Raw genomic sequence first — 25,033 nt, forward strand, 5'->3', positions numbered from 1 at the left:
CACCTGCCATTTAAATTAAAAAGTTGGTGAAATTCCTTGTTAGATAAGGGAAGTCTTCTTATGTGAAAAAGCATTATCTCTTGATAATATCTTTTATTTGTAATATACCTGTAATATAGTTAACATCTCTAAAATATTGTTACATTCTTTGTTACTGATTTTAATAGATTCATATGTTATCGTATTTTCAGATAATATTTTTGGAGGTACGAAATGATGAAATTACATAATATGAAAAAATGGTTAACAACTGCCGCTGCTGCTTTTACATTTATGGCTGCTCAAGGGGTTGCAGAAGCATCTACTATCGAGAAAGTTCAACAGGGTGAATCTATTTGGGGTTTCGCAAATAAGTATGGCGTTCCCGTGACTGAAATTAAAAAAGTAAATAATAAAAAAATGACATGCTCTATATTGGTGAAAATATAACCATTCCGACGTCTCCGTTAACGACATATGAAAAAGATTTGCTTGCGCGTTTAGTTAATGCGGAAGCGAAAGGCGAATCGTATGCTGGGAAAGTAGCCGTAGCTACGGTTGTGCTAAATCGTGTAGAATCTAAAGATTTCCCTAATACGGTAAAAAGTGTTATCTATCAAATTTCGAATGGACATTATGCTTTCACACCTGTTCAAAACGGTGCAATTAACCAATCTGCATCTGCAGAATCTAAACGTGCAGTAAATGAAGCCATTGCCATGAAGGGATTGGGAAGCGGTTCATTATTTTTCTATAATCCGAAAACTGCTCAAAGCCAATGGATTAAGTCTCGCCCTGTAACAACTGTTATTGGCAACCATGTATTTGCAAAATAATAAGGAACATAAAAAGGATTCGCATTTGCGAGTTCTTTTTATGTTCCTCAGCTTTCTGCTTATTTACTATATTAAATATTCCTTTAATGCTTGTTGTAATGTTCCGAATGTTTTTGTCTTTTTATCAAAATGGGCTCCAAAGTGTATCATTTTTCTTACAACTTCCGCTCGTAACCCTGTAATGACGGTGTTACACCCCATTAGTGAAGTTCCATCAATAATTTTCATTAAATGGTCGATTACTTCGTTCTCCATATCTGCAATTCCGGATAAATCCATAATTAATGTTTGAATACGCAATCTTCCAATCTCTGTTAAAACTTTTTCCTCCAGGATGGCCGTTCGAAACGAGTCAATTGAACCAATCAAAGGCAAAATACAGATAGAAGGAGTGATTGGAATAATAGGAACGGATAGATTTTCCACTAATTGTCTTTGAGCCGTTATTAATGAATCCTTGTATGTAGAATAATTAATAAAAAAAACATTTAAAAATTGATCTACTTGATTATTTATTTGTTGTTCCAGTAGAAAAAAATCTTCAATATTAGTAAGCTTTTTTAACTCGTAATACTTTTTTATGAAGTTCCATAAGGTTCTGCGAATGGCTTGGACCCACTCTAATTTAAATGATAATGCAAGTGAATGTGTCGCCCAAGCTATACCCTCTTGCTTCGCAAAAGCTTGAAGTTCTTGTTCTCTCTCATCAATGATATAAACAACGAGCTTATGGGCATTATTTACGAGGTCAATATTGCCGACTGTTAGAATATCATGGATTTTATCTTTTACATTAACGGCCTCTTGTAGTAATGTATCTTCAAATAGTTGTTTATTTTGTTCAATGAAATTTTTTATATTAAATGAATCTTCAAAAATGAATTCCATATATATAATCCCCTTTCATATATACTTCCCCAAATATTTTAATACCCTTTATATGTATTGTCTAAACCATCCAGTTAAAAAAATTAGCTTTTAAATGTATTATATAGATCCTTTTAGAAAATTCAACATGACTAAAGAACGGCCATGCCCAATTTTCTAGACCCTTGAGGGCAAATTCAAGTTGTCTGGATCCCCCGATTGTGAATCCCTTTCGATGGAATGAAGCGTGTCGAGTTATGAAGTGGAGTATATAAATCCACATAAATAATTTAACATGGGCAAAAAGCGCCCATGCTAAAATCTTTAAGCATAAGCCTTCGGCAATGTCCCTTGCGGGCTCTTGCCGAAGGCTTATATGAAGATTATCTAAAAAAAAGCACCCGATTATTCGGATGCATACTTCATTGTTCCATTACTGCCATTATCGATTTCGTCCTTATTGAACCATAGCGGATCTTTGTCATCAACATCACCGTTATAGTTGATGAGTATTTCTTCTCCCGCTTTTATATCTTTATAGGCATAGAAGTCAAACGTATGGTTCGCAAAGTTAATCTCATAAGTGGCATTAGGCTTATATGAATGGTTGAACAACATACCATATCCTAAGAGGACAGCAGTGTGATTTTTACCATACTCAAACACATAATCAGCAAGCAGCGTTTTCTCTATAAAAGCATGCTGTTCATTAGGATAAGGGATGACGGGAGCTTTATGTATAAGCTCGCCTCTTGTTATATCTCGGGTGGCAAATACCCCTCTATTGAACTCCCCATCACTGAGGGTAGAAGTCTTTATCTCAATCATATTGGTCACCTGCACGTTCTTTTTATTAGGTTTCTTACTTTTTTCACATTTTTCTAAACGCAGCCATGTTTACGAAAACAGCCTGCGTTTTTAAGCTTGACAGTTAATGAGGGGAAAAGCAACTGTTTTAACGTATATATTTTTCCGAGAATCAAAAAATAAGTACAATTAGGTGAAGGAAATCTTACTTTGGGTACCATATTTAATCGAGTATGTTCCCTAAGGTGAACTCAGCATCGAAGACTTCTGTTCAATGAGTGGATGGCGTTCTTTCATTAAATGAGGCTGCTTTTCTGTTTGAGAATGTGGGTAGATGGATTGGAAAAAGTGAATAAACAGCCATATATAGTTTACTCTATATACATAGTAAAAGAATGACAAAAAGGAGATTGCATCGTGAAACCATATGAAATAAAGCACATGATTATTGACGACGAGTTTCATGGAGAAGAATCGGTGACGGCTGATTTTACTTACAAACATAAAGATTACAGCATTACTTTTAAAAAAGCAGATCTTGAAATGATTAATAGCTGGGTTTTTGAGGAAGATACATCTATTCCGGCAGATTTATCAGACAATATGATTGAATCTATAAGAGAAGAGGTTAAAAAGAGAATCTAGTCACATGTACTAGATTTTTTTATTGAACGAACGGGAGTTGAAGTAGATTTGAATGAATGAAGGACCCCCTGCTGATGAAAGTTTCCTTTATAGAAAATATCTTTTGGGAGGGGGGCTGAAATGAGGTTCTTATATTGGGTAGTAAAGTTAGGATGGCATTTTTGTCATTACCGTTATAGCAACAACATATTGGAAAGGTTTTGGTTGGTGGTTTTTAATCATTTGTGCCATCGTATTGCTTTTTGGGAATGAGTTGATAAGAAAGTTTCTTAAAACGTAACTACCTCCATATCTCACTAACTTGGGTGAGGTTTTAATAAAGGAAAATGTAAAACCTTATCCTTAAATGTTAAACTTATACTAAAAAATAGGAGAGGTGGTCATTATGTACGAATTAAAAACAAAAGAAAACGACAGTAGTGTTATTGAGTTTATTGAAAATGTGGAAAACCCGAAAAAACGTGAAGATGCATATAGATTATTAGATATTTTTACGGAAACGACAGGTTATGAAGCGAAGATGTGGGGACCGAGTATTATTGGATTTGGTTCATACCATTATAAATATGAATCCGGTCACGAAGGCGATGCACCACTGGTAGGCTTTTCGCCTCGAAAAGCAAAAATTAGCTTGTATTTTGCTGTCGGTGACACAAACCGAGAAGAGTTGTTAAAGAACTTTGGAAAACATACGGCGGGAAAAGCGTGTGTGTACATCAATAAAGTAGCAGATATTGACCTTGCTGTTTTAAAAATGTTAATTCACCAATCGGTAATATTTTTGAAAGAAACCTACCCGAGTAATTAGAGTGTTTAAAGAAAGCGGATGAAAGAATTATTTACTTAACCATTACTCTAAAAACCACTAGTATAAACCGAATCCTGATTGTCCGGTTGGGAAAAAATCAAGATACACTGGATGCAAAGTTTGAGAGTGTTCAATTAGCAACGGAAAGAGAATTGAACAGTAAAACTCTTGAAGATGTCATGAATCACCTCTTTAAATGAAATAGAAAATCATAAGCATGAGAATGAAAGATTTTGTGTCCTGAAAAAACAGGAAGCGACATACGCCAGTTGCCAATGAGATGTTAGAGGGGAGTGATTTTGGGTGTATAACGTTGAGATAAGGAGACCCCGACTTGAGGACAATGAAGAGCTGAATCAAGTTTTTAGTGCAGTTATTGAAGATACGTTTGCTAGAGAAGGTTTATCGGAGTTGCTTGATGATATAGAAAATGAAATTGAAACGAAGAAAAAATACTTGAAATGTGATTTTGATAGTAATGGGAATAATTTCTATTTTTTAATAGCTGTAGATAAAAAGAGTAATAAAGTTATCGGTACAATTGAATATGGTCCTGCCAGCGAGCTGATTAATATTTGTACAGAGGGAGCATGGAAAGAATTGTATGAGGTAGGAACGGTGTTTGTTCATCCAGATTATCAACGACGCGGTATAGGGACTTTACTTTTAAATGCCATGTTTCTTACCTTGCAGAATAGGGGAATCGAAGAATTTTGTTTAGATAGCGGATATACCTATGCCCAGAAGATATGGAAGAAGAAATTTGGAGAGCCTGATTATTTGCTGAAGAATTATTGGGGTGAGGGATGTGATCATATGATTTGGAGAAGATACACTAAGGATATGCTGAGCACTCTAGGAATGTGATTGCCTTTTGAATAGAGAGAATTTCAGATAGCTTTACTAATAAGATAATCGTTTAAGAATGGGTAGTGCCGCTGATGACAAATGCTCCTGAAAGACCCGCCCTTGAATCCTTGATTGTGGATTTTCATGACGGGTCTTTCTCGTGCATTCATTTAAGACTTCTGACGGCTGTTGGAAGAGCGTTACCTATTCAAGTATAAATTTTCTAACTTGGTTATTTAAATCCTCAGCCAACTCGGCAAGTTGATTGGCGCTTCCTGCAACTTCCTCCATTGATGTAGTTGTTTGCTGAATGGAAGCGGATGCTTGTTCAACTCCAGTGGCCGACTCCCTAGAGATAGTTGCAATTTTATCTATTGATACATTCATCTTCATTGAATTTGTTGTTATTTCTTCTAAGTTTTTAGAAATAATAGTGATTCTCTCAACCATGTTAGTCACCGAATGGTTAATTTTTCTAAAACCTTCTCCTGTTAGACTGATTTGGGTACTGCCTTTTTGCACCTGTTCATATCCATTCTCTAATGAGAGAACCATATCTTTCGCTTCAGTTTGAATGTTGTCTACAATTCCTGTGATATCAAGCACAGAGTCTGTAACTTGAACAGCAAGTTTTCTCACTTCATCTGCTACAACTGCAAAACCTTTTCCATATTCACCCGCCCGTGCGGCTTCGATGGCGGCATTTAAAGCAAGTAGATTGGTTTGGTCAGCTATTGCTTTTATCACATCTACTAGTTTTGAAATTTCTTGCGATTGTTGATTCAGACCTTGAATTTTATGAACGGCATCTTTTACAATGTCGTTGATGACAACCATTTGTATCATGGAGGTTTCCATCAACTGACTGCCTTCGTCGGCAAGTCCTAAAATTTGTCTCGATTCATTTGTGATCTCTTCCCCGTTTTCATTTGCTTCTTTTATTTTAACGGTGAATGTAGCCATTTCCTTTGCTAATGTTCCTGAAGTATTGGCTTGAGAATCCATTCCGCTGCTAAGCTCCTGCATAGTTGAGGCCACTTGCAGGCTTCCTATTTTTACTTCGTTGGATGATTGTGTCAATTCCTCACTTTGGCTGGAAACAGATTCAGCCGCATATGAGATGTTGGAAATCACATCCCGGAGACTTTGTTGCATTTTATTAATGGCGATCGCTAAAACACCAATTTCATCTGACCGATTCATTTGAATCTCTGAAGATAAGTTACCGTCTCCTACTTTTTTCACTTGGTTTGTTAATTCTTTTAAAGGTTTTAATAAATAGTATGTAAAGAAGGAAATTAAACCTGCACTAATGAGTAATATAATTAATGTGATGATAGACAATTTTAGTTTGTTTGCATGGATTGTTTCATAGATTTGGGTCGCATCAAGGTCTGCTCCAATAATGCCAATGACTTCACCGGATTTAGCTTTTATTGGAACATATGCAGATACGTTTCCGCCCCATTCTTCTGAATAGGTCATGTCAACCTGCATCGTTTCTTTTTCAAACGTTTTTACCAATACAGGGAAATCACTAATGTCTTCTTTGTCCCCTAAAGAAGAGGCATCTTCAGCCCCTTTAGGCATTCCATCTACCATATAGTAGTACTCATAACTTCCATTCACTTCTTTTCGCGACATCGTATATAAATAAGTCAATCCTGTTTTCTCACGTAATTCATTTAATTGTTCCCTCAATTGATGATAGTACTCTGTTTCACCTGATTTCAGGGTAATCTGTTCATATTTCTTTATATCAATTACTTTGGCTGCTTGTTGAACAATAGTTCCTGCTACGTTACTAATCGAATCCTTGACTAAGTTAATAGAAGAATGATAACTGATAAAAGATAAAACTAAGCAACTGGCTAAAACGATTATGGAGAAGGTAAAAAGCATTTTAATTTGTAAACTTTTTTTCATAATAATCCATTTCCTTCCATAAGGATGTCTGCAATTTAAATAATATGAAAGTTGGTCAGAAGAATAGGTACCTTAATAGGTGTCTAGTCTAAAAGTATTGCTTGCCAACTGAAGTAATCAACCAAAGATTACCATAGACCTACAATAGAAATCTACTAAACTTTTTGAATTTATTGCTAACCATTTATATAAATCGATTTAAAAAATTCGACCTGACCAAAGAACGGCCATGCTTTGAAAGGGGGATTCGAGTCGTCTTAATCACCAATTGTGAATGTCTTTCGATGAAATGAAAACGTATTTCCAAAGACGATGGAAATTCTCTAGATCGCTTACATATGTTTAGTAAGGGAAATGCTGCAGGCATTGGGGGGAAGAAACTTCACGATTAGTGAAAGTATGCAAAAGCTTGTGAACAATCAAATTCAAGTGGATGCAGAAGAGGCGTGTGATTCTTCTGCATCTACTTTTACCGGCATTAACGGGCAGTAAAACTCCAGCTGATGGAAGTTTCCTTTATGACAGCCGGTTATGTTCTGCGTGTTTAATAAACATCTTTTCATCTTCCACTAGGCCGCAGGCTGCACATTGAACACGACGTTCCGGGCCGCGGTAAGGATTGTGAAATGGATCTAAATTATCGTTCGTATACTCCTCTGTAATGTCTCCGGTACGAGGATCCATTTTGACTGGTTTCGCGACCTGCTCTAGAATGTTAAAACGTGAACGATTGGTTTTGCAGCTTGGACATAGATAAGCATGTGCCACATCCAACACCTCCTATGAATTACCATCCCCAATTTCTCCTAAATCATACCGTTTGAAAACGAACGCTTATTCGTTACAATAGATATTAGGTGATGAAAATGAAAGTGCGTAAAAATTTGCAGGAAGTTATCCATGTATTGAAAGACAATCCTAATTACCGACAAAACATTGTACACTGGCATACGATTGAACCGAAGGAAGCAAAAACTGCCCCGTTCCCTTCTTTTATGGATGAACGCTTAAAACAAGCATTGGAAAACCGCGGGATTGGTTCTCTTTACACTCATCAGGAAACGGCCTTTTCGACCGCTTATGAAAAGCAAAGTTTTACTGCGGTTACTCCGACTGCTTCAGGGAAAACACTTTGCTATAATTTGCCCGTTTTACAAACCATTTTAGAAAACGAGCAGGCAAGGGCTCTTTATTTATTTCCGACAAAAGCGCTCGCCCAAGATCAAAAAAGTGAAATCAATGAAATCATTGAAGAAATGGGTGTACACATTAATAGCTATACATATGACGGCGATACACCGGCCAACATTCGGCAAAAAGTAAGACAAGCTGGACATGTGGTGATCACAAATCCGGATATGCTTCATTCTGCGATTTTGCCGCATCATACAAAATGGGTATCCCTGTTTGAAAACTTAAAATATGTAGTGGTCGATGAACTGCATACATACAGGGGAGTATTTGGCAGTCATGTGGCAAATGTGATTCGCCGTTTAAAGCGTATCTGTGCCTACTATGGAAGCCATCCGACGTTCATCTGTACATCAGCGACCATTGCTAACCCGAAAGAGCTGGCTGAACAGCTGACAGAAGAAAAAATGGTCCTCATTGATAACAACGGGGCACCGTCCGGGAGAAAACATTTCATTTTTTATAATCCGCCCATCGTTAATAAGCCCCTTAATATTAGACGCAGTGCGACACTAGAGGTTAGGAAACTGGCAAGCGAGTTTTTGAAGAATAAAATTCAAACTATCGTCTTTGCACGGAGCCGTGTCCGAGTTGAAATCATTTTGACGTATTTACAGGAGTTAGTGAAGCATCAGCTGTCTGCCAAGTCCATCCGGGGCTATCGGGGCGGCTATTTGCCGAAACAGCGGCGTGAAATTGAGAAAGGGCTGCGTGAAGGTGAAATTTTCGGGGTCGTCAGTACGAATGCGTTAGAACTTGGAGTTGATATCGGCCAGCTGCAAGTATGTATCATGACGGGTTATCCCGGAAGTATTGCCAGCGCGTGGCAGCAAGCGGGGCGGGCCGGAAGACGGCACGGGGAAGCGGTCATCGTGATGGTGGCAAGTTCGGGGCCGCTCGATCAGTACATGATCCAGCATCCCGATTACTTTTTTAACCGCAATCCGGAAACGGCTCGAATCAATCCCGATAATTTGGTCATTTTAGTTGATCACGTCAAATGCGCGGCTTATGAACTGCCGTTTAAACGAGGCGATATGTTTGGCAGTGTAGAGGTAGAAGATGTGCTCGAGTTTTTAACGGAGGAACGAGTCCTTCATTTGAGCGGCGAGAAGTGGTATTGGATGAGCGATGCGTTTCCGGCCCATAACATCAGTCTCCGTTCTGCTTCACAGGAAAATGTCGTGATCATCGACCAGTCGGATGTTGCGAACGTGAAAGTCATTGGAGAGATGGATCGGTTCAGTGCGATGACGCTGCTGCATGAGGAAGCGATTTATTTGCATCAAGGCATTCAATATCAAGTGGAAAAACTCGATTGGGAGGAAAAGAAAGCATTCGTCAGAGAAGTGGATGTCGATTATTTCACGGATGCAAATCTGGCGGTTGAGCTGAAAGTGTTGGAGACCGATAAATCCAAGGAAGCAACAGATTTTGATATGGGGTATGGGGACGTCATGGTAACGGCGATGGCGACCATTTTTAAGAAAATCAAATTTGAGACCCATGAAAACATCGGTTCAGGTCCTATTTCCTTGCCGGAAGAAGAGCTTCATACAAATGCGGTTTGGTTTAGCTTTCATGAGCGTTTATTTGATAACTCGAAGGAACGGATGGAACAGGCTCTTGTCTCCGTTGCCCATGCCCTGCAGTCTATTGCCCCGCTCATGGTGATGTGTGATCCATCTGATTTGCATGTTGTTCCGCAAGTAAAAGCAGTGCATAATGAGAAACCAACCATCTTCTTATATGACCGCTATCCGGGAGGGATTGGCTTAAGCGATAAAGTATATGTAATGATGGATGAGGTATTAAAAGAAACACATCTGCTAATTGAAGGGTGTTCGTGCGAGAGCGGCTGTCCTTCGTGCATTGGAACGGAAGCTCAAACCGAAAAAGCAAAACAAGACGCTTTGACCTTACTAAAAGCTCTTGTATCAAAATCTATATAACGAATGGAACGCGGGGTAAGAATGACCTTGTTCTATTAGCTATAAAAAACCTGTATTCATACGGATAGGTGAGAGAAGATGTCAATGAAAAATAAATTGCGGCGAATGAAGCAACATTTAAATGTAAAAAAACAAGTTTCGACAGAAGAAATAAAGGAAAAAAAGGAAGAGAAGAAAGAAATTGAGGATGTTCCTTTTATTAAAGAGTGGAATGAATTAGGGGCAGTACCTTATTATGCTGAAGGCGGCTATTGTTTGATTCGGGAAGTGGTCTATCCGCTTAAGCATAAATATGGCATCCATGCCTTCGGAGAATTACATCAGGTTGTAGGAGAATGGAGCGATACCTCGGCGGAACACCCGCTTTCTTCGGCCGGGTATAAGTCCAGCGATTTATTTTTCTTCGATACAGAAACGACGGGATTGAAAGGAGGGGCAGGTACGACCATCTTTTTGCTTGGTTATGCGCAGGTGTTTGATGACAAGGTCGTGCTCAGGCAGCATTTTTTGCCCGATCCAAGCGGAGAAATTGCCTTTTATGAAAGCTTTTTAGAGCGTGTGGACTACACGACTCTTGTTACGTACAACGGCAAAGCGTTTGACTGGCCGCAGGTGAAAACGCGTCACACTTTACTCCGTGAACATTTGCCGAAGCTTCCTTCTTTCGGTCATTTTGATTTATTGCACGGAGCGAGAAGGCTTTGGAAGCATAAACTGGAATCGGTGAAACTGTCCCTCGTTGAAAAAGAGGTGTTACAAATTGATCGAATCAATGATGTTCCCGGTTTTTTGGCACCGATGATTTATTTTGATTATGTCCAGTCCAAACAGCCGCAAGGCATTTTTGAAGTCATCAAGCATAATGAACATGATATTTTGTCTTTAATTACGTTATATATCCATATGTCCAAGCAATTGTTGAGTTCGCTTGAAGCCACAGCGAAAGAGCGGTTTGAAGTAGCCAGATGGTATGAAGCATTGGGCGACCGCCAAACGGCTGTTAAAGGGTATGAATCTGTAGCTGCCACAAAAGACAGCGAACATTTGCGGGCGAAAATGGCGCTTGCGCTTCAATGTAAACGGGAACGCGATTGGGAAAAGGCGATGGAGTTTTGGAAAGAAATCGTTCAACAGGCAACGGGTATGGTTAAAATGGAAGCGGCCGTCGAACTTGCGAAAGTATACGAGCATCAGGTGAAAAGTTTGAATGAAGCCATCCACTATGCATCGATAGCGGAAGAGATACGAAAAAGTTTGTTGACCCGTCATGATGCACACGAACGTGAATTGAAAAAGCGGTTAGAGAGGCTGAAGAGAAAACTGCAAAAACAACAAACAGCAATGAAAGAAACAGATTGAACATCTTAGAAATAATTCTGATTTTTCGAAATAGTGAAATTTTCATTTTACCTCACTTTTTATATTGTGATGCGATTCATGCCTTGATAAAATAGTGCATTGTAATGACTAAAAATTTGAAATATAAAATAGGTGGAGAGAGTTTCATGAAAAACATCATTCTCGTTTCATTTTTTGCCCTTGTTTGTTTAACAATGATTGTTTTCAGCGGCTTGAAGAATTCTTATTACACGTTTCTATAAAGTTGGCAAAAATAGGTGTTTGTATTAGTACATGTATACCTCCTTTCTCATAATTTATTAGTGTACCAAGTACAAGAAAGGGGAATGAAAAATGCATTGCAGACCAAGACCATCATGCGTATTGCCAGCGATTGTTCATCCTACTAAGTGTTGTGTGCAGCACACTCATTCAAACGTAGTTCAACCTCACGTTCATCCGACGCACACAACTGTCGTCAATCATACGAATGTTCAGCATCAACACTATTTTCCACAAACTCAATCAGCTGTAAACCAAGTAACAAGCCAACAAGTTAATATGGGACCAGGACCAGCACCGGGAGTAGCCGGCGCTTATATGCCAGGACCAGGCATGATGCCAGGGGGAATGCCAGGACCAGGCATGATGCCAGGAGGAATGCCAGGACCAGGCATGATGCCAGGAGGAATGCCAGGACCAGGTATGATGCCAGGAGGAATGCCAGGACCAGGTATGATGCCAGGCCAAGTGGCAGGGGCATACATGCCGGGAATGGAAAATAAACCATTCATGAAAGGCCCTTGCTGCCGTTAATTTATCGGTAGGGACTGACTATTGTCAGTTCCTATCTACATAGTTAGGGGTTTTAACGTGTTGAAAGTAGTAGCCATTACCGGATACAAACCGTTTGAGCTAGGAATTTTCCAAGGGAACCATCCAGGCATCGGGTACATAAAAAAAGCGTTACAACGCCGCTTAATATCCTTGATTGAAGAAGGGTTGGAATGGGTGATGATAAGCGGCCAGCTTGGTGTCGAGCTATGGGCAGCCGAAGTGGTATTCGATTTGCAAATGGAATATCCACAGCTGCAGCTGGCCGTCATTACTCCTTTTTTCGATCAAGAAGAAAAATGGAATGAAGCGAACAGGGAGTTATATGATTTGATCTTGAGCCAAGCGGATTTCGTCGATAGTATTACAAAGAAAAAATATGAAAGTCCTGCCCAGTTTCGGTTGAAAACTCAATTTTTTGTGTCAAAAAGCGACGGTTTATTAATCGTATATGATGAGGAACATGAAGGAAGCCCTAAATATATGCTGGAGGCCGCTAAAATGAGAGCCGAGGCAGAAGACTACACGATTGTGTCGATCACATCATATGATTTACAAGTAATCGTGGAAGAAGGACAATTCGAGTAGAAAAAATAAAAATGTCGAAAACCTTTCGTTAAGATAAATTGACAATTGCTTATATTTTTGAAAAAATATAATGAGAGAATGGGTTTACCGTGTAGAGGTGAGTAAAATGCTTTCTGATAAAATTCGTTACACAGCAAAAGACATATTGGAAAAAGATTTTAAAACAAGCATGAGAGGCTACAGCCAAGAAGAAGTAGACAAATTTTTGGATGGAATTATTAAAGACTATGAGACATTCCATCAAGAAATCGAAGAGTTGCGTCAGGAAAACTTGCGGTTGAAAAAGCAAATGGAGGACGTCCAGAAGAAACCTTCTTATTCGGCTCCACAGCAAGCAGCGGCTGGCACAACGAACTTCGATATTTTAAAACGTCTATCCAATCTTGAAAAGCACGTGTTTGGCAGCAAGTTGTATGAGTAAAGAAGAAAAGCGGAGCGAGCTCGTTCACACCCATAGGGCATTTATAGCTTCTGACAGAGAAACCGCTTTTTGGTTTCGGCGGAAGGAGCGAAATGACCGTAGGGTGTAGCTCGCGCAGCTGGACAAAGAAGAAAAGTGGAGCGAGCTCGTTCACACCCATAGGGCATTTATAGTTTCTGACAGAGAAACCGCTTTTTGGTTTCGGCGGAAGGAGCGAAATGACCGTAGGGTGTAGCTCGCGCAGCTGGACAACTAAAAAAAGCGATGCCGCAATTTTGCAGGCATCGCTTTTTTTCGACTTATCATGTCTTTCAGCAAATTGCCTATGAGCTGTCATTTATCATTGCAAGAAGTTGCACAATTAACGGGCTATTGTCTCCAAACTGATTTTAAGTAGCTTGAAGCATGCACTCTATGAGATTTATCAGTTTGGATGAAGAAAAAAGCAGTTCAGTTTATACCGAATCGCTTTAATGTGACGACAAGTAGAAATAGTTTGAGATTATTTATAAAAATAAAAAAATAAAATGAATTATGTAAATAATTTATAAAATTATAATTAAATCGTAATAAAAAGTTGGAATTTTCATTATAGAATGAATTTAAAGGAAAAGGGGGTAGAGTTAAATGAAAGCGAATACAAAAAATAAGGTTATTCGTCATGAAGCAGCTGGCAACAAGAGGCTGTAATCTGCATGTCGATAAGGACAAAATAGACAAATAAATCAAGACTCGCTATACAGATGTAAAGACGGATTCATTATTAGGAAGTGATCGAGTTAGTAGAAGAAGAGAAAAGAAAAAGAACGGCATTATTGATTGGTTTAATCGGTAACGCAGCTAATCTTCTTCCAGAAATGCAATTTTACTTTATCTGTTTAAACCCGAGTAAAGATTTTAAAATCGCCAAAATGATTAAAATGAATATTTTTTCATATGTGGTATATTCAGCAAAGAAAGAGAGAGGATAGGATGGATATAAAACAACAAATACAGGAGCAGCCGGTGCCGGACAAAAAACTAGTGCCGCCGCAAATCTGGAAGTTTTTTGTTTATAGCTTTATTGGTGGTTTCATTTTTTTCGTCCCGGTGACAATGGGAGACAAAAAATCAATCATCATTGACCATATTGTTACCTATATTCAGCTTCATGCCGGCCCGTTTTTGCCTTATTATGCATTGGTTATCATTGCAGCCGGTGCTGTTTATCCCTTTGCATCAGGAAAATGGAAACAATCAACTGTAAATGCCGTTTTTTCTATTTTCAAATTAATCGGCTTAGTGGTCGGAATGATGCTCGTTTTCAATATAGGGCCTGGCTGGTTATTTGATCCTAACATGGGTCCGTTTTTATTCAATAAGCTTGTTATTCCTGTTGGATTGCTTGTGCCGATTGGGTCCGTTTTTCTAGCACTTTTAGTAGGGTATGGCTTACTGGAATTTATTGGTGTGTTGACTAGGCCGATTATGCGTCCAATCTGGAAGACACCGGGCCGCTCGGCCATTGATGCGGTGGCGTCATTTGTTGGTAGTTATTCTGTTGGTCTTCTAATCACCAATCGGATATATAAAGAAGGAAAATATACGGCGAAAGAAGCCAGCATTATTGCAACAGGTTTTTCTACGGTATCAGCGACTTTTATGGTGATTGTAGCGAAAACACTAGGTTTAATGGAAATGTGGAACACATATTTCTGGTTAACGTTTTTCGTCACTTTTCTTGTGACAGCTATTACAGTGCGAATTTGGCCATTGGCTAAAATAAAAGATGAATACTACGAAGGCTCTATTCCTCAACCGGAAACAGAAGTCAGCGGCAATCTGTTTTCAGCGGCTTGGAGGGAAGCGAAGGCAACTGCAGCCGAATCCCCGCGATTACTTGATAACATTTGGCTGAATATAAAAGATGGTCTTCTTATGACAATGGCTATTCTTCCATCTATCTTATCTATCGGGCTGCTCGGATTGATTCTGGCAGAACATACTCCGATATTTGACTTGATTGGATATATTTTCTATCCTTTTACAGTGATGCTTCAATTGCCTGAACCAATGATTGTTGCAAAGGCGAGTGCTCTTAGTATTGCTGAAATGTTCTTGCCTGCCCTTTTGGTAACAGAGGCTGTTCTTCAAGTGAAAGTGGTTGTGGCTGTTGTTTCTGTATCAGCAATTATCTTTTTTTCGTCACTTGTTCCTTGTATTGTTTCAACAGAAATCCCACTTTCTATAAGAACGCTCGTTATTATTTGGATTGAGCGAGTTATTCTTACTCTTATCATTGCCACACCATTAGTATATTTACTGATTTAAAAAAATGTAAGCGCTAACGTTAAATAGGAAGCGATATTAAATAATGATTGTAACACGAGCACGATCTACTGCCATGATTACCACTTTATCCGGGTAATCGACACATGTTGCCAAAAGATTAAAAAGCTGGAGATTTTCTTAACTTACATGCTGATTAGAAAAAAGGTTGCATCTTGTTTGTTTTTTTGTTATGCTTAATTTCGTCTTTCGAGATGAGTAGATAATGTTCGGGTAATCGCTGGATTGCTTGACAATTCAGAGGAAAGTCCATGCTCGCACAGGCTGTGATGCCTGTAGTGTTTCGTGCCTAGCGAATTCATAAGCTAGGGCAGCTGGGCAGTGATGCTTGGTTGACGGCGGAGAACAGACCTAAGTCGAATTTAGATATGGTCCTATTATCCTGAAAGTGCCACAGTGACGGAGTCTTGTAAGAAATTGCAAGAGTGGAACGCGGTAAACCCCTCGAGCGAGAAACCCAAATAATGGTAGGGGCATCTTCCCAAAGGAACTGAACGGAGGGAAGGACAGATAGGTATCCTATTTGTAGATAGATGATTGCCGCCGGAGTACGAGGTTTTGCTTGCCGTTTGAAGTACGAAGGAACAAAACATGGCTTACAGAACATTATCCTTAAGCAACATAAGACCGAACAATATTAAATCAATCCACACCAGCTCTCCCTAATCCATAGGGAGAAGGCTACATAAAAGAGTATGACTCAAAAGGTATAAAAAAGCATACCTTTTGAGTCATACTCCTGAAAGGGACCCGTCATGAAAATCCAGTAAAATCAAGGATTTAGTGACGGGTCTTTTCAGTAAATAATCATCTTTGTAGTTTTTGTTTAGAATTTATGGGACAGCCGCTTATATGTAAATCATAGAACATGGCTGTTTTTTTCTCTATGTTCCATGAATTGTGTGGATTCATACAGCGTTTTCATTTAAAATAATGAGAGATGCTCAAAACAGAAAAAAGTTAAGCATCGGAGCAGTATGCAGTAAGAGGAGTTGATCTTATGGAGAAAAAATGGTGGAAAGAAGCCGTTGCATATCAAATTTACCCGCGCAGCTTTATGGACTCAAATGGTGACGGAATTGGTGATATCCAAGGTGTGATATCGAAACTAGATTATTTAAAGGATTTAGGAATTGATGTGATTTGGATTTGTCCGATTTATCAATCACCAAATGATGATAACGGTTACGATATTAGCGACTATCAAGACATTATGAAAGATTTTGGCACGATGGCTGATTTCGATGAACTGTTAGGTGAAGTTCATAAACGAGGAATGAAGCTGATTATGGATTTAGTCATCAATCATACATCAGACGAGCATCCATGGTTTATTGAATCTCGTTCTTCCAAAGATAATCCGTATCGTGATTACTATGTTTGGCGTGAAGGAAAAGACGGAAAAGAGCCGAACAACTGGGAATCTATTTTCAGTGGATCTGCCTGGGAGTATGATGAAAAAACAGGGGAGTATTACCTTCATGTATTCTCGCGTAAACAACCTGACTTAAACTGGGAAAATCCGAAAGTGCGCCAAGATTTATACGGAATGGTCAATTGGTGGCTTGAAAAAGGAATTGATGGTTTCCGTGTAGATGCTATTTCCCATATTAAAAAAGTAGCTGGTTTCCCTGATCTTCCAAACCCGGAAGGCTTAGATTATGTCCCGTCTTTTGAAGGTCATATGAACCGTGAAGGTATTCAAGACTTTTTAACAGAGCTGAAAGAGCAAACGTTTGCAAAGTATGATATTATGACAGTCGGCGAAGCGAACGGTGTATCTTCGGATAACGCTGATGAGTGGGTTGGAACGGAAAATGGGAAATTTAATATGATTTTCCAATTTGAGCATATGAGTCTATGGGCAAAAGGGGAAACGAACCCATTAGACCTCAGCAGCTTAAAGAGAATTTTAACATCATGGCAAAAAGGCTTGGAAGCGAACGGTGGATGGAACGCACTGTATTTGGAAAACCATGACCACATTCGTTCAGTCAACAAATTCGGTGATCCGGAATTCCGTGAAGAAAGTGCCAAATGTTTAGCGGCCCTATACTTTAACATGCAAGGAACGCCTTTCATTTATCAGGGCCAAGAAATCGGCATGACAAATGTCAAATTTGACTCCATTGAGCAGTATAATGATGTTGGAATGGTGAACTATTACCGCATTGAGCGTGAAAAAGGACGTCCGCATGAAGAAATTATGAAAGTTGTGTGGGAGCAAGGACGAGATAACTCACGCACGCCAATGCAATGGAACAAAGAAGCCAACGGCGGTTTTACAACTGGAACATCATGGTTAGGTGTGAACCCTAATTATGAAGAAATTAATGTCGAAGCGCAGCAACACGATCCGAATTCGATTTTGAATTTTTATAAAAATCTGGTTCGTATTCGCAAAGAACATGAAGTGTTTGTATATGGAACGTACGACTTAATTTTGCCGGAACATGAAAAAATTTATGCTTACACGCGTACACTAGAGAATGAAAAGGCAGTTGTGATTTGTAACATGTCCCGTCGTGAAGAGCAATTTGAACTTCCGCAAGATATTGCATTTAATCGCCAGCAGCTGTTGATTCGTAACTATGACAGTGAAAGCATCGAGTCTGTATATTCGTTTACGTTAAAGCCATATGAAACGCGTGTATATTTGTTGACGAACGAGTAAATGAGCAATCGGTTGCACGTTTTTTATAGACGGTCTAGGAATTTTCCTTAGGCCGTTTTCTTGTGATGAGAAAGATGAGTGTGGAAGAACATTGCATCCAAGGGCTTTTTTATGTTAAGTTAACAGTTGATATACATAATGAAACTGAAGAGGTAGAAATATGAGTAAAAAACATACATTGATCGCCACGGCAGCGATGGGGCTTGAAGCTCTGGTTGCCAAGGAAGTGCGGGATTTAGGATACGAATGTACAGTTGATAACGGTAAAGTAATTTTTAAAGGAGACGAAACGGCGATTGCTCGCAGTAACATTTGGCTGCGTACTGCAGATCGTGTGAAAATTAAAGTTGGTGAATTTAGAGCGAAAACATTTGATGAGTTATTTGAAAAAACAAAGGCATTGAACTGGGGAGAGTATTTACCGGTCGATGCCAATTTTCCTGTCAGCGGAAAATCGGTCAAGTCTACACTTTTCAGCGTGTCAGATTGCCAAAGCATTGTCAAAAAAGCGATTGTAGAAAGTGTGAAAAAGCATTATAAAAAAACGACGGGCTGGCTTGAAGAAACTGGACCGGAGTTTAAAATCGAAGTCGCTTTATTGAAGGATGTGGCCACCTTAACGATTGATACTAGCGGAGCAGGTCTTCATAAGCGCGGATATCGTGCTGGACAGGGAGAGGCGCCAATCAAAGAAACATTAGCTGCAGCCCTTGTCATGTTAACGAATTGGCACCCGGACCGTCCGTTCATTGATCCGTTTTGCGGTTCTGGAACGATTCCGATTGAAGCGGCTTTAATCGGTCAAAACATTGCGCCGGGATTTAATCGAGAATTCATTTCAGAAGCATGGCCGTGGATGTCTGCGGGCATTTGGGATAAAGCGCGTGATGAAGCCGAGAGTCTGGCAAACTATGATCAAGAGCTTGATATTGCAGGGCATGACATCGATCACCGTATGGTTAAAATCGCTCAAGAGAATGCATTTGAAGCAGGGTTGGGAGATTTGATCACATTTAAGCAGATGCAAGTAAGAGACTTTACAACAGATAAGCAATACGGCGTGATTGTCGGGAACCCGCCATACGGGGAACGTTTGAGTGACCGCCCGTCTGTTGAAAAGATGTATCAAGAAATGGGTCAGGCGTTTGCTACGCTTGATACATGGTCCATTTACATGCTGACGTCTCACAAAGGTTTCGAACAATTTTACGGCAAACAGGCGACGAAAAAACGCAAGCTCTTTAACGGATTCATCGAAACGGATTATTATCAGTATTGGGGAAAACGTCCAGCGAGGAAAACGGATGCGGAGCGGGCTTGAGGGCTGACGAATAAAATCATGTAAAATGATGATTGAAAAAGGAGATTCCATATCAGGGAGTTTCCTTTTTTTGTTATGGCTGAGAAAATGAATATGGACAGTTAATCATGGAATATATTCATTCGTAAATGAGGCGCGGATAAAAACCTGTGTCTTGTTTATCTATTTTTTTAGGATTAGAAATAAAAGGAATAAACTGAACGGAACAAGTATATATTGATAGTATTTAGAAAAAGTTACAATGGCAAAGGAGGATGACATGATGACAAAAGGACAAATGGATTTTTCAATGATTCATCAAGCATTGCAGCATAGCTATCAACATCTTTTAATGTCAGGGGATGAAGTTTCTCCGTCCATTTTAGGGGAGCTTCAACAAGCGCAAGAAGATTTGCAATCCGCCATGTCGTTAGCGACAAACGTTGATAAGAAATACCTGCCATATACAACTGCATGAGAAACTGTCCTGGCGCTGCGCCAGGACAGTTTCTTTTTGCTGGTTAAAACAGTTATTTTGTTCCTTCTCACTTCTCTCTGTTTGAAAGCTCTTGTTCAGCATTTTTCATTTTTTCTGTATCCACCCCAGTCAGAGTCCCTCCATTGGCCACATTTTTAAGTGCGTGGGCGATTGTATTCGTGAAATTCATTCTGTCTTCTGGGATGTGCTGGTTCTTTGACATTTTCATCTCTCCTTTCTGTCTTTCATTAGTTTTTTCTTATTATGAAGGTACATACGTCCTTAACGTTTTTTTACTTAAAACAAATCGTCTATAATATAGTCTGAGGTTACGCAGGGATGTTGACAACTAATGCGTAATGATGGATAATTATGTTTTGTTTAATTCGACTTTAATGAAGGAGTATCCTTACATGATTAGAGAACGGTTACCTTTTGCACTTGAACCAAAAGAAAACTTTTTTGATAAATTGAATGAATGGATTGGCGATGTATTTTATGATTTACTGCCGGACGCGGGTTTAGAGCTTCGCGACGAGCAAATTTTCATGGCGTTCCAAGTCGAGCGAGCGTTTAAAGAGAAAAAGATTATGTTTGCAGAAGCAGGGGTTGGAACGGGAAAAACCCTTGTCTATTTGCTGTATGCTCTTTGTTACGCCCGATATACAGGTAAGCCGGCTATTATTGCCTGTGCGGATGAGACATTAATTGAACAGCTCGTAAAAAAAGAAGGGGACATTGTGAAGCTGTCTACTATTTTAGGGTTGAATATTGATGTTCGTCTGGCTAAATCTCAAGAACAATATCTTTGTTTAAAGAAATTGGATGATGTCACGATGCGTACGGATAACGACAACATCGAAGAAATCTATGATTCGCTTCCGCCGTTTGTGCATGAGCATGGGGCGATGCAGGCGTTTTATCATTATGGTGACCGTAAAGAATATCCTCATTTAGCAGATGACGAGTGGCGGCAAGTAAACTGGGATTCGTTCCAGGATTGTTCTTCATGTGACCAGCGTCATCGCTGTGGTTTAACATTGTCACGTGATCATTATCGTAAATCGGCTGATTTGATCATTTGTTCACATGATTTTTATATGGAACATGTATGGACATACGAGGCCCGTAAGCGTGAAGGTCAATTGCCATTGCTTCCTGAAAGCTGTGCGGTCGTGTTTGACGAAGGGCATTTATTGGAATTTGCGGCTCAAAAAGCGTTAACATATCGCGTGCAGGAGCGAACATTGGAAAATTTGCTGACACGTTTGCTTGAAAACGATGTGAGGGAAGAGTTTGCGTTCAAGGTGGAGCGTGCCATTGAAGTGTACGGCAAGTTTTTTGATGTGTTAAATGCTTCGGCGAAAACTGTTCCAGGGTCCAATCGTAAAGAAATTACATTAAATAAAGATCTTTCCGATGCAGCTGGACATTTGCTTGCTTTACTAGAGCAAATAGGGAATGAAATGGTATTTGAAAGTGAAACGTATACGATTGAAGACTACGCGCTGAAAATTGTAGACGAGTATTTGGATCAAATCGATTATTCCATTCACCTCTTTTTAGAGAACGAAAATGCCATTTACTGGGCCGAAGAGCATGAGGGAGAGTTAACGCTTGTTGTCATGCCGCAAGCGGTGAAAGACATTCTGAAAGAAAAAGTGTTTTCTAAAAAAATTCCTTATTTATTTACGTCTGCTACGCTGTCAGACAATCAATCGTTTGACTATTTAGCGTATAGTTTAGGTATCTCTGATTATCTTTCTTTTTCTGTCGAGTCACCGTTTGACTACGAGGAACAGATGAATTTAACCATCAAGCGAGTCGCACATGATGAGATGTCATTTGCCGATAAGTTTGATATGAGCATGAAGATGATCGAGAAAACAAATGGACGGGCTCTTTTGCTATTTAATAGTAAAGAGGAATTAATGCAGTTTAAAATGGCAGTTGCCTATGAGAATCAATACACGTTCTTGTTTGAGGGCGATCAGGAAATCAGTGAGCTTGTATCGAGGTTCCAGCAGCAAGAAGAAACGATTCTTTGTGCTGTTCATTTATGGGAAGGGCTGGATATTCCAGGACCGTCTCTTTCCAATGTGATTATATGGTCGCTTCCATATCCACCGAATGATCCGGTATTCCAAGCGAAGCGAAACCAAGTGGCCGACCCGTTCTGGGATGCGGAGATGCCGTATATGCTGCTTCGCTTGAAGCAAGGCGTGGGGCGTTTAGTTCGTTCCCATAACGATAAAGGATATGTGACAATCTTTGTTCCTTCTAACATTGAGGAAGAAGTATTGAACATCATCACCTCTAACTTGCCCACAACGCCAGAAGTGATCTAAATGCGATAATCACCGACCGCTGCTTATGTGCAGCGGTTTTCTTTTAGTTCAAATAAAAGATATGGTAAAATTATCTAGAAAACTTTTCGATAGGGGGAAGTAAGTTGACGAAAGAAACCATATTTTTAACAGAAAAGCAATTTATGGATTATGTCAAAAAAATGACGGCTTATAATGAAGCCATCGGTGTGATGTTTTGGGATTTGCGTACAGGTGCTCCGAAAAAAGGAGTGGAGCAGCGCTCAGAAGTCATTGGAATGCTTTCATCGGAAGTTTTCAATATGTCCACATCAGATGAAATGGCGGCCTTCCTTACTGAGTTGAATACAGAAGAAGCTAAGCTTCATACATCTGAATTGACAAAGAAAATGCTGGTTGAATGCCAAAAAGAATATGACCGTAATAAAAAAATTCCCGCGGAAGAATATAAAGCATACATAATTTTATCATCCAAATCCGAATCAGCTTGGGAAGAGGCGAAAGATCAATCTGATTTTGCGATGTTCCAGCCTTATTTAGAACAAATTGTGGAATATAAAAAGAAGTTTGTAGAGTATTGGGGATATAAAGGGAATAAATACAATACCCTTTTGGATATGTACGAGCCGGGTGTGACAGTTGAAGTCATTGATCGTGTGTTCGGACAACTGCGTGAGCGTATTGTCCCGCTTGTCCAACAAATCGCCACCTCACCGAATAAACCAGATACATCCTTTTTATATCGCTCTTTTCCGAAAGGACAGCAGCGAGAGTTCAGCCGTGCTATTTTAAAGGAGCTTGGATATGATTTTCAAGCGGGGCGCCTTGATGAAACAGTACATCCGTTTGCCACAGGATTGAATCCCGGCGATGTTCGGATTACAACAAAATATGACGAGAACGATTTCCGTACCGCCATTTTTGGAACGATTCATGAATGCGGTCATGCGCTTTACGAACAGAACATTTCAAAAGAGTTAATCGGCACGAACTTATGTGATGGAACATCGATGGGAATTCATGAATCCCAATCGTTATTTTTTGAAAAGTTCATCGGTAAAAACTATTCATTCTGGAAACGTAATTACGATGTGTTAAAACAATATACGCCAGGTCAGTTTGATGATGTGTCATTGGATGATTTTTATCGAGCGGTCAATGAGTCCAAACCTTCTCTCATTCGTATTGAAGCAGATGAACTCACCTACCCTCTCCATATCATGATTCGTTATGAAATTGAAAAAGGGCTTATTAACGGAGAAATGGAAGTCAAAGACTTGCCGCAAATTTGGAATGATAAGTATGAAGAGTATTTGGGCATTCGTCCTGAAAGCGATGCCGAGGGGGTACTGCAGGATGTCCATTGGTCGGGCGGAGATTTTGGCTATTTTCCTTCTTATGCGCTCGGCTACATGTACGCAGCGCAATTCAAACAGGCAATTTTAAAAGATCTTCCTGACTTTGACCAACTAATTGAGCAAGGAAAAGTGGATGAAATCCGTCAATGGCTCACCTATCATATCCATCAATACGGCAAGACGAAGCAACCGTTGGAAATCCTTCAAGATGTCACAGGAGAAGTGTTAAACGCACAATATTTAATCGATTATCTGGAAGAGAAGTATCGCCGCATTTATCAAATTCAATCGACATAAATAACGGGGCATGGGGAAAATACCTATGCCCCGTTATTTACTTAAGCCATATATTAAAGTGATTAATAAGCCAGAAAATAATGGGAAACATGAAGTTTTTGTGAAGTGATACACATATTTGTGTATAATGAAAAAGGCAAGTAATAATACGATTGAGTTAGGTGCAAAAAAGCAAATATAGGAATAGATAAGAGTAAAAATCGAATATTTAAAATATTTTTCATTAGGAATGTTCGTGTTAATCCTAATTTTCTCTTTTCATTCTTCTTTTTTCCTGCTATAATTCAAGTAACTTAATAAACGCACTCATATAATTGCGGGAATAGGGCCCGAGAGTTTCTACCGAACTGCCGTAAACGGTTCGACTATGAGTGAGCGGTGAAGAATCGTGAAGGCTCCTTTTGTCTTTTTCGTTCTTTTCTTTGTGTTTATGGAATAAGCCCAAAGACATTGCTCCACTCATATCGGGTGCAGTAATGTTTTTGGGCTTTTTTTGGCTGCTAAGAAAACAGAAAATTCTTTTCTTGATTGTATAAGAACAGGAAGGCCGGTTCTGTAGATCTAGTGCTGGATGATTTCTTTGTAACAAGGCCAATCAAGCTGAAATAGAGAATGAAAGATGTGGGGGAATTTAACATGAAACAGCTAGAAGAAAAAATCTTAGCTGAGGGAATCGTATTATCAAATACGGTCTTGAAGGTGGATTCATTCATTAACCACCAAATGGATCCGGTGTTGATGAAAGAAATGGGAAAAGAGTTTGCGAGACGTTTCCGCAATAAAAAGATTACAAAAATCTTGACCATTGAGTCTTCAGGGATTGCTCCAGCTATTATGACAGCTTTAGAATTGGAAGTTCCCATGATCTTTGCCCGCAAACGCAAGTCATTAACGTTAAAAGAAGGGTTAATTACGGCGAAAGTATATTCATTCACGAAGAACGAGGAAAATGACATTACAGTTGCGGCGAAATTCTTTTCGCAAGACGATGAGATTTTAATCATTGACGACTTTTTGGCGAACGGCCAGGCCGCATTAGGGTTGATGGAAATCGTGAAGCAGGCGGGTGCGACCGTAGCTGGAATTGGGATCGTGATTGAAAAATCATTCCAGGACGGCCGTCAGCGATTAGATGATCTGGGGGTTCAAGTAGAATCACTTGCGCGTATTGCGTCATTGGAAAACGGAAAAGTGGAATTTGTCAAAGAAGCAGTGGCGGGAGGAGTGTAA

The 25,033-nt window shown here is 39.5% G+C and carries 22 protein-coding genes, 1 other RNA gene, 2 pseudogenes and 1 riboswitch; of the genes and pseudogenes, 20 read left to right on the top strand and 5 right to left on the bottom strand.

The window, feature by feature from the left end; translation table 11 throughout:
• Positions 1-216 precede the first annotated feature (216 nt).
• Positions 217-815, top strand: a pseudogene (locus tag BK575_RS06655) (cell wall hydrolase).
• A 66-nt stretch (positions 816-881) separates the two neighbouring features.
• Here BK575_RS06655 and BK575_RS06660 read toward each other — a convergent pair.
• Both BK575_RS06660 and BK575_RS06665 read right to left on the bottom strand, forming a co-directional pair.
• The gene (locus BK575_RS06660) at positions 882-1,703 is read right to left on the bottom strand and encodes an STAS domain-containing protein (RefSeq protein WP_078409523.1); all 822 of its coding nucleotides are present in this window, start codon (positions 1,701-1,703) and stop codon (positions 882-884) included.
• A gap of 384 nt (positions 1,704-2,087) precedes the next feature.
• Entirely contained in the window at positions 2,088-2,510 is a 423-nt protein-coding gene (locus tag BK575_RS06665; RefSeq protein ID WP_078409525.1) for an SET domain-containing protein, read from the bottom strand.
• Between the two features lie 396 nt (positions 2,511-2,906).
• Here BK575_RS06665 and BK575_RS06670 point away from each other — a divergent pair, with 396 nt between their 5' ends.
• From BK575_RS06670 to BK575_RS06685, 4 genes and pseudogenes are all read left to right on the top strand, one after another.
• Positions 2,907-3,134, top strand: coding sequence for a hypothetical protein (locus tag BK575_RS06670; RefSeq protein WP_078409527.1), 228 nt, complete (start codon positions 2,907-2,909; stop codon positions 3,132-3,134).
• A gap of 385 nt (positions 3,135-3,519) precedes the next feature.
• Positions 3,520-3,942 carry a DUF1801 domain-containing protein gene (locus BK575_RS06675; protein ID WP_078409529.1) on the top strand — a complete coding sequence of 141 codons (423 nt, stop codon included), beginning with the start codon at positions 3,520-3,522 and terminating at the stop codon, positions 3,940-3,942.
• Between the two features lie 67 nt (positions 3,943-4,009).
• A pseudogene (locus BK575_RS28960) lies at positions 4,010-4,142 on the top strand (Rrf2 family transcriptional regulator); the annotation flags it as partial.
• Between the two features lie 103 nt (positions 4,143-4,245).
• The gene (locus tag BK575_RS06685; protein WP_078409531.1) at positions 4,246-4,809 is read left to right on the top strand and encodes a GNAT family N-acetyltransferase; all 564 of its coding nucleotides are present in this window, start codon (positions 4,246-4,248) and stop codon (positions 4,807-4,809) included.
• A gap of 186 nt (positions 4,810-4,995) precedes the next feature.
• Here BK575_RS06685 and BK575_RS06690 read toward each other — a convergent pair whose 3' ends face one another.
• Positions 4,996-6,717: a methyl-accepting chemotaxis protein gene (locus BK575_RS06690; protein ID WP_235867325.1), complete on the bottom strand. Its 1,722-nt coding sequence runs from the start codon at positions 6,715-6,717 to the stop codon at positions 4,996-4,998.
• A gap of 354 nt (positions 6,718-7,071) precedes the next feature.
• Between BK575_RS06690 and BK575_RS28380 the strand changes: the two genes are divergently transcribed.
• The gene (locus BK575_RS28380) at positions 7,072-7,209 is read left to right on the top strand and encodes a hypothetical protein (protein ID WP_169907608.1); all 138 of its coding nucleotides are present in this window, start codon (positions 7,072-7,074) and stop codon (positions 7,207-7,209) included.
• Positions 7,210-7,233: 24 nt separating this feature from the next.
• Here BK575_RS28380 and BK575_RS06695 read toward each other — a convergent pair whose 3' ends face one another.
• Positions 7,234-7,485, bottom strand: a complete 252-nt coding sequence (locus BK575_RS06695) for a DNA alkylation repair protein (RefSeq protein ID WP_078409533.1) — start codon at positions 7,483-7,485, stop codon at positions 7,234-7,236.
• Between the two features lie 98 nt (positions 7,486-7,583).
• Between BK575_RS06695 and BK575_RS06700 the strand changes: the two genes are divergently transcribed.
• From BK575_RS06700 to BK575_RS06750, 11 genes are all read left to right on the top strand, one after another.
• Complete coding sequence (locus BK575_RS06700; protein ID WP_078409535.1) at positions 7,584-9,860, top strand: DEAD/DEAH box helicase; 2,277 nt, start codon at positions 7,584-7,586, stop codon at positions 9,858-9,860.
• A gap of 78 nt (positions 9,861-9,938) precedes the next feature.
• Complete coding sequence (locus BK575_RS06705) at positions 9,939-11,219, top strand: ribonuclease H-like domain-containing protein (RefSeq protein ID WP_078409537.1); 1,281 nt, start codon at positions 9,939-9,941, stop codon at positions 11,217-11,219.
• 333 nt (positions 11,220-11,552) lie between these two features.
• Complete coding sequence (locus BK575_RS06710; RefSeq protein WP_078409539.1) at positions 11,553-12,014, top strand: CotD family spore coat protein; 462 nt, start codon at positions 11,553-11,555, stop codon at positions 12,012-12,014.
• Between the two features lie 60 nt (positions 12,015-12,074).
• Positions 12,075-12,620, top strand: a complete 546-nt coding sequence (locus tag BK575_RS06715) for an SLOG family protein (RefSeq protein ID WP_078414676.1) — start codon at positions 12,075-12,077, stop codon at positions 12,618-12,620.
• Between the two features lie 106 nt (positions 12,621-12,726).
• Positions 12,727-13,041, top strand: coding sequence for a cell division regulator GpsB (gpsB, locus tag BK575_RS06720; RefSeq protein WP_078409541.1), 315 nt, complete (start codon positions 12,727-12,729; stop codon positions 13,039-13,041).
• A gap of 770 nt (positions 13,042-13,811) precedes the next feature.
• Positions 13,812-14,012 carry a hypothetical protein gene (locus BK575_RS06725; RefSeq protein ID WP_078409543.1) on the top strand — a complete coding sequence of 67 codons (201 nt, stop codon included), beginning with the start codon at positions 13,812-13,814 and terminating at the stop codon, positions 14,010-14,012.
• Between the two features lies 1 nt (position 14,013).
• Positions 14,014-15,351, top strand: coding sequence for a YjiH family protein (locus tag BK575_RS06730; RefSeq protein ID WP_078409545.1), 1,338 nt, complete (start codon positions 14,014-14,016; stop codon positions 15,349-15,351).
• A gap of 223 nt (positions 15,352-15,574) precedes the next feature.
• An RNA gene (gene rnpB / locus BK575_RS06735) (RNase P RNA component class B) lies at positions 15,575-15,973 on the top strand.
• 396 nt (positions 15,974-16,369) lie between these two features.
• On the top strand, positions 16,370-18,043 hold the full coding sequence (locus BK575_RS06740; RefSeq protein WP_078409547.1) for a glycoside hydrolase family 13 protein: 1,674 nt from the start codon (positions 16,370-16,372) through the stop codon (positions 18,041-18,043).
• Between the two features lie 160 nt (positions 18,044-18,203).
• Positions 18,204-19,364, top strand: a complete 1,161-nt coding sequence (locus tag BK575_RS06745) for a THUMP domain-containing class I SAM-dependent RNA methyltransferase (RefSeq protein ID WP_078409550.1) — start codon at positions 18,204-18,206, stop codon at positions 19,362-19,364.
• A 259-nt stretch (positions 19,365-19,623) separates the two neighbouring features.
• Entirely contained in the window at positions 19,624-19,821 is a 198-nt protein-coding gene (locus BK575_RS06750; protein ID WP_169907610.1) for a DUF3921 family protein, read from the top strand.
• Between the two features lie 67 nt (positions 19,822-19,888).
• Here the strand turns inward: BK575_RS06750 and BK575_RS28385 are convergent, their stop codons facing one another.
• Entirely contained in the window at positions 19,889-20,044 is a 156-nt protein-coding gene (locus BK575_RS28385; RefSeq protein ID WP_169907612.1) for a hypothetical protein, read from the bottom strand.
• Positions 20,045-20,234: 190 nt separating this feature from the next.
• Between BK575_RS28385 and BK575_RS06755 the strand changes: the two genes are divergently transcribed.
• The 3 genes from BK575_RS06755 (at position 20,235) to BK575_RS06765 (ending at position 25,033) form a co-directional block, all read left to right on the top strand.
• Positions 20,235-22,169, top strand: coding sequence for an ATP-dependent DNA helicase (locus tag BK575_RS06755; protein ID WP_078409554.1), 1,935 nt, complete (start codon positions 20,235-20,237; stop codon positions 22,167-22,169).
• 143 nt (positions 22,170-22,312) lie between these two features.
• Positions 22,313-23,803 carry a carboxypeptidase M32 gene (locus BK575_RS06760; RefSeq protein ID WP_078414677.1) on the top strand — a complete coding sequence of 497 codons (1,491 nt, stop codon included), beginning with the start codon at positions 22,313-22,315 and terminating at the stop codon, positions 23,801-23,803.
• Between the two features lie 286 nt (positions 23,804-24,089).
• A riboswitch (purine riboswitch) is annotated at positions 24,090-24,191 on the top strand.
• Positions 24,192-24,439: 248 nt separating this feature from the next.
• The gene (locus BK575_RS06765) at positions 24,440-25,033 is read left to right on the top strand and encodes a xanthine phosphoribosyltransferase (RefSeq protein ID WP_078409556.1); all 594 of its coding nucleotides are present in this window, start codon (positions 24,440-24,442) and stop codon (positions 25,031-25,033) included.

This window comes from Priestia abyssalis (assembly GCF_002019595.1).
Lineage (GTDB): Bacteria > Bacillota > Bacilli > Bacillales > Bacillaceae_H > Bacillus_BA > Bacillus_BA abyssalis.

Coding starts and splice junctions, on each gene's coding strand:
- BK575_RS06765 (WP_078409556.1), top strand. CDS start 24,440: ATGAAACAGCTAGAAGAAAAAATCTTAGCTGAGGGAATCGTATTATCA.
- BK575_RS06675 (WP_078409529.1), top strand. CDS start 3,520: ATGTACGAATTAAAAACAAAAGAAAACGACAGTAGTGTTATTGAGTTT.
- BK575_RS06745 (WP_078409550.1), top strand. CDS start 18,204: ATGAGTAAAAAACATACATTGATCGCCACGGCAGCGATGGGGCTTGAA.
- BK575_RS06740 (WP_078409547.1), top strand. CDS start 16,370: ATGGAGAAAAAATGGTGGAAAGAAGCCGTTGCATATCAAATTTACCCG.
- BK575_RS06660 (WP_078409523.1), bottom strand. CDS start 1,703: ATGGAATTCATTTTTGAAGATTCATTTAATATAAAAAATTTCATTGAA.
- BK575_RS06730 (WP_078409545.1), top strand. CDS start 14,014: ATGGATATAAAACAACAAATACAGGAGCAGCCGGTGCCGGACAAAAAA.
- BK575_RS06710 (WP_078409539.1), top strand. CDS start 11,553: ATGCATTGCAGACCAAGACCATCATGCGTATTGCCAGCGATTGTTCAT.
- BK575_RS06705 (WP_078409537.1), top strand. CDS start 9,939: ATGTCAATGAAAAATAAATTGCGGCGAATGAAGCAACATTTAAATGTA.
- BK575_RS06690 (WP_235867325.1), bottom strand. CDS start 6,717: ATGAAAAAAAGTTTACAAATTAAAATGCTTTTTACCTTCTCCATAATC.
- BK575_RS06755 (WP_078409554.1), top strand. CDS start 20,235: ATGATTAGAGAACGGTTACCTTTTGCACTTGAACCAAAAGAAAACTTT.
- BK575_RS28385 (WP_169907612.1), bottom strand. CDS start 20,044: ATGTCAAAGAACCAGCACATCCCAGAAGACAGAATGAATTTCACGAAT.
- BK575_RS28380 (WP_169907608.1), top strand. CDS start 7,072: ATGCTGCAGGCATTGGGGGGAAGAAACTTCACGATTAGTGAAAGTATG.
- BK575_RS06700 (WP_078409535.1), top strand. CDS start 7,584: ATGAAAGTGCGTAAAAATTTGCAGGAAGTTATCCATGTATTGAAAGAC.
- BK575_RS06760 (WP_078414677.1), top strand. CDS start 22,313: ATGGATTATGTCAAAAAAATGACGGCTTATAATGAAGCCATCGGTGTG.
- BK575_RS06665 (WP_078409525.1), bottom strand. CDS start 2,510: ATGATTGAGATAAAGACTTCTACCCTCAGTGATGGGGAGTTCAATAGA.
- BK575_RS06750 (WP_169907610.1), top strand. CDS start 19,624: ATGATGACAAAAGGACAAATGGATTTTTCAATGATTCATCAAGCATTG.
- gpsB (WP_078409541.1), top strand. CDS start 12,727: ATGCTTTCTGATAAAATTCGTTACACAGCAAAAGACATATTGGAAAAA.